This is a genomic window from Maledivibacter halophilus, assembly GCF_900167445.1.
GTDB classification, from domain to species: Bacteria; Bacillota; Clostridia; order Peptostreptococcales; family Caminicellaceae; genus Maledivibacter; species Maledivibacter halophilus.
The window spans coordinates 422,425-433,022 of record NZ_FUZT01000004.1 but is presented as its reverse complement, the minus strand read 5'-3'; the positions used below and the strand labels follow the sequence as shown (position 1 = coordinate 433,022).

5 protein-coding genes are annotated in these 10,598 nt (G+C 31.9%); all 5 read right to left on the bottom strand.

Features of this window, described 5'->3' with window-relative positions:
• On the bottom strand, positions 1-1,797 hold a 1,797-nt coding region (locus tag B5X81_RS10195), incomplete at its 3' end, for a DEAD/DEAH box helicase (protein WP_079491459.1).
• Entirely contained in the window at positions 1,797-2,702 is a 906-nt protein-coding gene (locus B5X81_RS10190) for a HamA C-terminal domain-containing protein (protein ID WP_079491457.1), read from the bottom strand. The genes B5X81_RS10195 and B5X81_RS10190, both read right to left, overlap by 1 nt.
• A 397-nt stretch (positions 2,703-3,099) precedes the next feature.
• Positions 3,100-3,522, bottom strand: coding sequence for a DUF6075 family protein (locus B5X81_RS10185; protein ID WP_079491455.1), 423 nt, complete (start codon positions 3,520-3,522; stop codon positions 3,100-3,102).
• Between the two features lie 14 nt (positions 3,523-3,536).
• Positions 3,537-4,511 carry a DUF3991 and toprim domain-containing protein gene (locus tag B5X81_RS10180; protein WP_079491453.1) on the bottom strand — a complete coding sequence of 325 codons (975 nt, stop codon included), beginning with the start codon at positions 4,509-4,511 and terminating at the stop codon, positions 3,537-3,539.
• Between the two features lie 11 nt (positions 4,512-4,522).
• Positions 4,523-10,588 carry a helicase-related protein gene (locus tag B5X81_RS10175; protein WP_079491451.1) on the bottom strand — a complete coding sequence of 2,022 codons (6,066 nt, stop codon included), beginning with the start codon at positions 10,586-10,588 and terminating at the stop codon, positions 4,523-4,525.
• Positions 10,589-10,598 lie beyond the last annotated feature (10 nt).

The window sequence follows — 10,598 nt, the reverse complement described above, 5'->3', positions numbered from 1 at the left end:
CCTATTGATAAAATTTGATTTTAATACCGACTGATCGTTCCTTATTTCATGAATAAGTGCAATATTAGCATAATGATTCCATATATCAACTTCTCCACTAGAAGGCTTTTTCTTAGTAAAATTTTTATTTTCTAACGAACGTCCAATATTTTCAAAAAAATTTTTTTGCCCCTTTATTACTAGAGGTTTTATTTTCTCTACATTTTTATTCTTAACAACTTTTAAATCCTTTTCTAAATTATTCCATGTGTTTCTCTTATCTATAATCTTTGTACATATTATATTACCAGATAATTCTTTAGTTAATCTACCTGCTCTTCCCGCCAAGTTCCAAAAATCTATATCTTCAAATTTCGATAATCCAATTGCATTGTTTAAAATAAATATATTCTTAGCAGGTAAATTTACCCCCTCCAATAAGGTTGATGTACAAAATATGTAATCTATAATCCTATCACTAAATAATTGCTCTATTTTTTCTCTTACCCTTTGAGGCAATCTACCAAAATGATATGCCACTCCCTTTTTTAAGCAATCTATCAAGTAATAATCTCTATGTATATGCTCTTTTATTAAATCGATTAACTCATCTATTTTTTCATGCTTCTTGTCAGGTAAGATATTAGAAAAATTTATTGCATAATTTATAGTATCTTTTGTGGAATTACAATATACTATATTTTTGTTGTTTTTACCAAGCTTATCTAACCATAAATTAAAATCTTTTCTGGTATCCTCCTCATTTCTTATTATAGGAATTTCCATGTCTTCGTTAAAATCAGAAAAAAGTGTCAATTTGTCATTGTATAAGTCTAAAAAGTATCTGTTTTGAGCAACTGGGGATTCTTTAACTGACATTGTTTCTTCTATACTTTTTTCAAATAGTTGCAAAAATACTTCTGCATTCGGTACATTTGGAGAAGAAAAAAATAATTTTACACTTTTTCTTTCTGCTTGTAATATTGCATGATAAAATAAAGGGCCACGTGAATCTTTTTTAGATACCATTTTATGTGCTTCATCAATAAACATGTAATCTATCTTAGGGTTATCTCCATTAGACAAATATGTTATTAACCGTTCAGGTGTAAACACAAAAATATATCTTTGTTTATCATTTGAATGTAATTTAGGTATAACAGGATGTGATAATACCTTATACTGGTTCACATCTTTTAACTCCCTTTTCATTCTATTTGTTACTTGATTAATTAAGGCTCTTGTAGGTACTAATATAACGATGTTTTCATTATAGTTATGCTCATGGATTAAATACTTTATGAATGCCTCCATAATAAATGATTTACCAAGAGAAGTAGGACCAGAAAAACTATAATGATTATTATTTTTTAGAGCTTCATAAATATTAAATTGCGGATCAGTAAATACAAATTTACTATAAGGGTCTTTCTGAAAAGTTTTTTTAACAATTCTTTCCAATGCAATTTCATTAGATAAAATTACATTCTTATTATTTTTTAGAACTAATTCAAGTGCTGGAAAATTTCCCAATCTAACCAATATAGCATTTGCATAACTTACAAAATACTCATTTTGCTTATAATCAGAAAACAATAAACTAATAATCTTATAAGAAAAATTTTTTTCTTTTGGCTTATCTGAATAAGAAAGAATCTCTGCGTATCTCATTAGATCAAAGAATTCCTTCTCTGTAAGAACATTATTAGAACTTATATCAAAAAACTTATAAAAATTAATCCGTTCAATTTTTTTGAATAATTCTATAAAATATTCATCAGTTAAAACATTCTCTGATAATTCTTTCAAAAGCCCCATTATGTAATCTCCTTTATGATAGATTTTCTATTATTATCCAGCTCAGTAAAGGGTATAACGTAAATATAAAAACTATGTCCATACAATTTAAATTCATCAATTTTTCTATTGATATAGCTAATTCTATTTATGACATCTTCACTTACTTTTTCTTTAACTTTTGCTCTAAACTCGCTATTAGGCAACTTTTTATCATGTTCAGTAAGTTCAATTTCATATCCTACAAAAATCCCAAAAGCATCATCTACTTCAAAATCACGTTCTCTGCTAGGATATATTATTTTTTTTAAAAACTCTTTCTCTTCTTCAGAAAATGCTTCTTTATCAAGGTTAGCATATACTAAACTTTTCTCATAATTAATTCCACTCTTCTCTTGACCTTCCTTATTTATTTCATTTTTAAAATCATGTATTGAAGTAAAAGCATCACGAAATGCATTTGTCAAATCAGCAATGGTCTTAGATTCACCAAAGAGCAATTGATAATTTCCATTTTTTAATTTTAACATATGAATGCCGTCAGCTCCATGCACATACATGCTAGTAGAAGTTTTCAATTCAAGTTTAGATAATATTTTAGGTGCATTTAAATGTGTTTCTAAAAAACAATATAATAATAGCTCTCCAAGTTCACCTGTGTTATTAATATACTCTTTAAATTTTTTCTGTGCTTCATGCGCTAACGTTCCTGGTCTTTGTTTATACATTTCTTTAATTTTTCTAGAAACTGAATAATCAATCATAGGATCGCGTAAATTTCTTACTAAGCATGAGTAGTCAAAACTATTTGCATTGATATTGAGTATGAATAAATTTAATTTACTTGTCCCATTTTCATCAATATCTTTTTCCCACAAATGTTCAAAGGAATCCAAAAAATCATTATCACCTATACTTAGTCTCATTGAATATTCTCCTCTTTAACTCATGTAGTCCTTGATTCTATATATTTTTATATTTGAGTTTTATAGTACTTAATTATAACTCTTCATATATATAATAAGTCTATATAATGTCAATAAAGATATTCTGTTACATTTCTTCTAATTCATCTACAACTATATATATTATGCAAATTTCGTGAAATTCCTTTGACTATTCTTGTCGATATTTAGGTGGTTTTGTTGAATAGAAAGATAATACTTCGAAATAGGTCTCCACTGGTGTTAGTTAGATTTACTTATTATACAAAAAAGAAGATATTCAATATTAGTTTTTGGACTAGTATTTAAAGTAATAATTTATAAAGTCCTTCAGATTTATAATACATAATCATTCCCTTTATACAGACAAAAAACCTTATCACCCCCCTATACAATAGTCTTCATTCTCTTTTCCTTCATCAATAGAGCAAATTTCCATTTCACGTTCTACCCCAAATCTTATGTCCAACGAATTTAATGCCAACACATAATTATCACTATCAAGACCATACAAAATATCAATAGGAGTAGTATATTTATCGCTGTAGCTGTTATATAAGTTGTATCCAAGCCTTATTAACGCCCTTGAACTAGAAGAAAAATCTACTTCGCTACTCTCTAAGCATTCTGGATTTATAGCTCTTTCTGCAAAGTCATAGATATGTTTTCTCTTACTATATAAATCCTCATTTCCTGCAATAATATAAAATAAAGACTGCCTTTCTACGTCCTTTGGATTAGTATTGTCCTCCATGAGTATGCTTTTAAAATTTTCCATGTTCTTATCGTCTAAGAAATTCATCTATTCACTCTCCTTCAGATTATAAGCTCTTGAACTTCATTTCTTTCTTCAATATCCTTATTGTTTTGTTGTGAAATTTCTATATTTCTTACTAATTCCACTAAATCCTCATTAAAATCTTTCCCTTTTGGAACATGACGACTTATTGTATATTTATCCTCGTATTTCTCCTTTATCTTCTCTGATCCAAAGCTTCCAGCCTCATCATTATCAAGACAAAGTATTATTTTTTTGATATTAGGATTATCTTCTAAATATCTTTCCAATGCTGTATCTGATATACACCCCAGGGATATACAGTGGTTATTAAAATCTGTAATGTCATATATCCTTAAAAAGCTTAAATAGCTCATAAGGTCAATGGGACTTTCAAATACATTTACTGTATCGCTATTTCCTTCAACACAAAAGGGAAAGCTTTTATCAGAGTTTTTAACATCTCCTCTGTAAGCTTTCCCTTTTGTATTAGTGCTTCTAAAGGATGCATATCTAGGTATTCCTTCTTTGTCATAACCTATGAATACACAGCTTTTATATTTATTTTCATATATCTTCTTTTGATTTATTAGATCATAGACTAAGCTCTTATCGATTCTTCTTGTTTCAATTAAATAAGCTATTACATGCTTGTAGGTATTATTTTTTTCTGGTAAAATCATTTCACCCTTTTCTTCTTTTGTAGCCTTATGCTTTGGTGTAAATACTTCTATATTATTAGATAATCCCAATAGCCTTTTAACTGCTTCTACCCAAGTTTTTCCCTCCATTTCCATTACAAATTGAATTGCTCCACCACCTTTATCCCTTGTAAACCAATACCACTTGTGACCATTGGAGTCAATATAGAGTCCACCATACTTTGGTATCTTAAAGGAGTTTCTTGATACTTGTTTAAGGGAATATCCTGAATTTCTTGCATAATCCAGTATATTAACACTGTTTGCAGCTTCTATTTGTTCATCTGTAAACCTTAATTTCCTTACAGTCATTTTTCTTCCCCCTATACTTCAAGCTCTTCAGCTTTACACAGCTCATTAGGCTTAATTTCAATAGGCTCATTGTCTTCAATATTGTTCTCATCATCCAGCGTTTCACCTTGTTTTCCTTTGTCAATATCAAGCTGGACATTTAGCTCAAACTGTCTTTTAATCTTATCTTTAAGCTCCTGTTTATATTGAAAGGGCTTATGGTATTCAATTTTAGATTGGTCCATGTTTTTTTTATATTCCTCAAGCTTAGCTTCATAGGATGATATTTTATCTTCTAAAGAGTTTAGTGCATTTTCAATCCTAGTCATATTTCCATGAGGGCTGCTTCCAAGCTCTATGGAATACTTTAGGCTGCCATGTATTATAAGCTTTGGTAAATCAGTAAAATAGCTTCCCTTTAGAAGTACTTCAAAGCCTTTATAGCTGCCAACATTAATTTCTGAATTATCCTTTTGTGCTTTAGGATAAAAGCTCTCTAACATTGTTCCTGCATCCTGCCTTTCTTCAAAGACTTTCCCACCTATATTAATTGAAAAATCATCACTACTATTCATATCCCTTTTTTCAATATCCTTGATAATACATTCTATTTTCTGTTCTAGATTTGCAATCAGTTTAGGATATCTTATTGTGAAGTCATCTTGAAGTGAATACCTTTGACTATCATAGGCTGATTTTAAAATCTTTAATCTTCTAACCTCATTATCAATATCCATCTTTTCCTTTATCAGTGGATTCCCTGTTGCAAGAGCTTTTACTTCTGCAAAGGATAGCACTGCTTCATCCACATCCTCACAGCTCCTTGATACTGATTTTGAAGTCATTATTTGAGATATGAATTTCTGCTTGTTTTCTACAAGTCCCCACATATAAGAGTCAAATGTACCCTTGGTTACATACCTGTAGATATAGACTTCATCGTTCATATTACCCTGTCTTAGGATTCTTCCTTCTCTTTGTTCAATATCTGAAGGTCTCCATGCTGTATCTATATGATGCAGAGCTGTTAGTCTGTCTTGAATATTTGTTCCAGTCCCCATTTTAGAAGTACTTCCTATGATTATTCTTCTTTCTCCACTTCTCATTTCAGAGAACACTTTTTCTCTTTGAACCTCTGTTTTAGCATCATGTATAAAGCAAATCTCTTTTTCAGGTATTCCTTTATTTATAAGCTTATTTTTAATATCATCATAAATAGAAAAACGTCCATCATTATTTGGCGTTCCTACATCACAGAACACTATCTGTGTTCCCTTCATCTTATTGGTTTCATGGTATCTGTCGTAGATATTTTGGATGCATATATTAACCTTGGAATCTGGTTCATCCTCAGCTTCTTTATCAAGTAATCTTTGGTCTGTTCCTAAAAGTCTTGCTTCATTGGTGATTTTGAGCATATTATCTATACTTGGCTCTACTTGTCCATTTCTTATAGCTTCGGCTCTTTCAGCAAACTCTAGCATTACTTCCTTTGTAAAGGCTGATGGCTCAGCAGCCACAAGGTGATATTTATTGTCCTTTAGTTTAGGGACTGGTAGATTTAACATATCTGCTGTTTGAATATCAGCCACCTTTTTAAACATACTCATTAATTCAGGCAGGTTATTGAATTTTGCAAATCTACTTTTTAGACGATAGCCACTGCCCTCTGGTGCTAGTTCTAGGGATGTAACTACTTCACCAAACATAGCAGCCCAGCTATCAAAGATGTGTATTCCTCTTTTCTTTAATTCATGATTTTGAAGGTATCTCATCATGACAAACATTTCTGTCATAGAATTTGATATAGGTGTTCCTGTAGCAAATATAACTCCTCTACCTTCGTTTATCTCTTGAATGTATTGACATTTCATAAGCATATCTGTAGCTTTTTTAGCTCTAGCATTTGATATACCCGATACATTTCTCATCTTTGAAAACACTGCACAGTTTTTATAGGCATGGGCTTCATCTACAAACATGCAATCTATTCCTAATTCTTCAAAATTGATTACATCATCCTTTTGAGTATCTGTTAGCTTCTTTAGTTCCGTTTCAAGGCTCTTTTTAAATCGTTCCATTTGCTTTATTGACCATCTTTCTCCATTTTGCCTTTTGGTATCTTCGATGGCAAAGGTAATTTGATGGATTTGATCCTTTAACATTCTCTCCTGTCTTTCCTTAGAAATAGGTATTTTCTCAAAGGAGCTGTGACCAATTATTACGCAGTCATAATCTCCAGTTGCTATTTTGCTTACAAATCTTTGTCTATTTTTCTTTTGAAAATCCTTCTTAGTAGCTACTAAGATGTTGGCACTGGGATATAGCCTTAGAAATTCACTTCCCATTTGCTCTGTAAGATGATTTGGTACAACAAAAACATTTTTCTTTGATAAGCCCAGCCTTCTAAGCTCCATGGCACTAGCTATCATTTCAAAGCTTTTCCCTGCACCTACTACATGGGCTAATAATGTGTTTCCACCGTACAATACTCTGGCAACTGCATTAACTTGATGGGGCCTTAGTTTTATATCGGGATTCATTCCAGGGAATGTCAGATGGCTTCCATCATATTCTCTAAGTCTAATATTATTAAAATTTTCATTATAGTAGTCTACATATTTTTTTCTTCTCTCTGGGTCCTTGAATATCCAGCTTTTAAATTCTTCTTTGATGATGTTTTGCTTTTCTCTAGCCAACATAGTTTCTTTTTTATTGACTACGTATTTCTCCTTACCATCTTCCTCTATCTTATCTCTCACTACAACGGATTTGAGATTAAGGGTATCTTCAATGATGTAGTAGGCATTCATCCTGCTTGTACCGAAGGTTTTTGTTGCTGCTACTGAACTACCATCATGTCCTTTATTAGAAATACCAAAGCTTCCATTATATTTGTTGTAATGAACCTTTATTTCATTATTGCCGCCGTAGCTAGAGCTTGTATTGTGATAATACGTTGGTGTTCCCAAAAGCTCGTATATAAACCTTTCTATATCCTTCGTTTCAATCCATGTTGCTCCTAATTTAACATCTATTTCACTGGCATCAAGGTCTTTAGGCTGTACTTCTTCTAAATGCTTGACATTGATATTAAATCTTTCATCGGTCTTGGCATAAATCCTTGCCAGCTTCAGCTTTTGTCTTACATTACCTGATAGATATTCATCGGCGGTTTCCCATCCATAGACTATATTGTCCTCATTATATTTTTCAGGATTCAAGAAAATCAATCCCTTTAGCTCCTGTGTTAGATTTTCAGGTGTAGATTCATAAAGCTTTGTCATAAAATCTATATCTACCCTTCCACGTTCGTTAAGGGATACAGTTAAAGCTTCTACTGCTGTATCTACTGATGTAATAACTTCCTTTGGTCTGATTGTTTGCTTTGAAAACATATCAGCCTTAATAATGTTTTTATCTTTATCTTCTACCTCCAAGGAGCATAATAGTGGATAGTCATTGTCATCACTAAAAGCCCTACTATTGGCCTTTGAAGAAATATGTCCGTATTTTGAAGCAAATTTGTCATATGCTTTATTTAGCTGATATTGTTTTGATTCTAATTCATGCTTAGTACAGCCTTTTAGTTGGATATTGATAATATCCCTAGTTATTTCTCTAATCTGGTGAAGCCCCTTTATTCGCTCTAGGACTTTTCCCTTTGCATTATATTTTTTCATTATGGCATTTTCACGATAATATAAATCTCCATCTACAAAGGTAAAGGTATAGTTTTTAACACTAGGATCAGCAGATATTTCATCCTTTGCTATTTCTATTTCTCTTTCATATGTGCCTATGGCTGCACTTAAGCTTGATACAGCTCTTTCTAGTTCATCTGATAAATTAAAATCAGGGTTATTATTGACACAGGCTGTATATTTACTGTTCTCTCCAAACATTCTCTGGTCAAATATCATTTCACCTAATATCATCTCGGGATTTCCTAGGAAATACTGATTAACAGGTATTCCAGTATCATTTTCCGATACATTTATCCAATCAGCTTCAATTACCGACATTTTCTCTCTTTTTTGTAAAAATAATATGTCGGCTGTTACATCTGTTCCTGCTATTTGTCTAAATGCTGTATTAGGAAGTCTTATGGCTCCTATTAAATCAGCTCTCTTGGCTATGTACTTTCTAGCAGAGCTATCCTTTTTATCCATTGTTCCTTTACTTGTTACAAAGGCTATTATTCCATTTGGTCTTACCTTATCTATTGTTTTGGCTATAAAATAGTCGTGGATTAGAAAGTTGTGCTTATTGTATTTTGGATCAAATAGCTTGTAATCTCCAAAGGGTACATTTCCTATTGCTATATCAAAGAAATTATCTTGAAAATCTGTCTCTTCAAAGCCGCAGGATTTTATATTGGCTTTCTGATACAGCTGTTTTGATATTCTTGCAGATATATCATCAAGCTCTACACCATATAATTTTGAGTTCTTCATACTATCGGGTAGCATAGAAAAGAAATATCCAACGCCCATACTAGGCTCTAGGATATTTCCAGCTTTAAATCCAAAGCTTTCTATGGCTTTGTATATATTTTCAATAATAATATGGGATGTATAGTGGGCATTTGCTGTTGATGCTCTGGCACTTTCATATTCATCAGTAGTTAATAATTCTTTAAGCTCTTTGTATTCTCTATTCCAGCCTACTGCATTTTTATCAAAAGCCCTAGGAAGACCACCCCAGCCTGTATATCTAGCTAATATAGATTGCTCCTTCTCAGTAGCCAGTCTATTTTCTCCTTCAATAGCCTTTAATGCTTTTATGGCTTCAAGATTGCTTCTGCATTTTGTTTTAGAGCCACCGATACCTATTTCATCATTAGGGTTATATTGGTAATTGATTTTTTGAGTAATCGATGATTCTTTTCTATTTGATTCTTGGTTTTGCTCCAAAGAAAAGGAGCTGCCTTTTAGCAACTCCTTCTCATTTCTTATATCCACTATCTCTTTTTGTAAATTATCTCTCCTTGGATTATCTCTTCTGCCATGGTTTTTATCATCATTCTGTGTTTTGCCGATTCCATTGTGTTCATTGGATTTGGTATTGGGTCTTTTTCCAGCAGCTGCTTCATTATTCTCTCCAGTCTCTCCTTGGCTTCCTTGTCTACCTTGTGTATCAGCGGCATTAGCTGCCCCTCCGATAAAAGATAGCTGTATCTGCTCGTATGGTTTTCCCTCATGTATTTTAGTGCCATCCTTCCGTATTTTCCTAGGGGCTTCTCGTCTGCTTCCTTTTGACTTGATATTTGTATCTCTGGATAAAGTATTCCGTCTATGTCTTTGTAGGTCATTTTGCTTTCTTCTTTCATCATTTTTCATTCTCCTTTGCTCTTTTATTATGCTTTTAACTTCCCTTTCTATATCCCTTAATATATCTTGAGATATACTGCAAGCTGCATTTCCTAGTCTAAATATTAATTCCTTGCTATTGAAATGGGTAACTACTGTAAAGCTATCATTCTCATCATCCATTACCGATGTATCTATACCACATCTGCTTGCTACCATATATTCAACACTTTCCGATATGGTCTCTTTAAAAAATAGCTCGACACTATCCTTTGGTAATCCTTCAAGCCAAGTATTCTCTAGGTCATATTTAAAATCTATCATATGATCTTCTAAGGATTCTTCTACTATTTGCTTTGTTAGCTTTTCTATTTGGGTTTCTAGATCATTATAGTTTATACTGTATTTTTTATTAAGTCTGTCTACTAAAAGGGATTCTATTTTATTATTGAGCTTCCAAACAGTAGGTGTTGTATGCTTTGGTCCATTAGTATCTTTAATGTCAAATAAATATTCTAATTTTAATTCAGGCTTAGTTGTATCAAATACTGCAATGCTTCTAGTTCCTTTATTAACATATCTACCTATTTTTCTGTTCCAAAGCCTCATATTAGCAACCATTGTTGCATCAGGTCTTTGGGCATATATTAGAACTACATTGTCAAAGCTGTATTTGTATATCCTTGAAGCAAAGGTTAAAAAATTCTTCCATTCATCCCTATTTCTAATTATCTTGGAGGTTATATTATCATAGATTTCCTTTACCTGTATTAGTCTTCTACTCATTTATTGCCTC

Coding starts and splice junctions, on each gene's coding strand:
- B5X81_RS10190 (WP_079491457.1), bottom strand. CDS start 2,702: ATGAGACTAAGTATAGGTGATAATGATTTTTTGGATTCCTTTGAACAT.
- B5X81_RS10180 (WP_079491453.1), bottom strand. CDS start 4,511: ATGACTGTAAGGAAATTAAGGTTTACAGATGAACAAATAGAAGCTGCA.
- B5X81_RS10175 (WP_079491451.1), bottom strand. CDS start 10,588: ATGAGTAGAAGACTAATACAGGTAAAGGAAATCTATGATAATATAACC.
- B5X81_RS10185 (WP_079491455.1), bottom strand. CDS start 3,522: ATGAATTTCTTAGACGATAAGAACATGGAAAATTTTAAAAGCATACTC.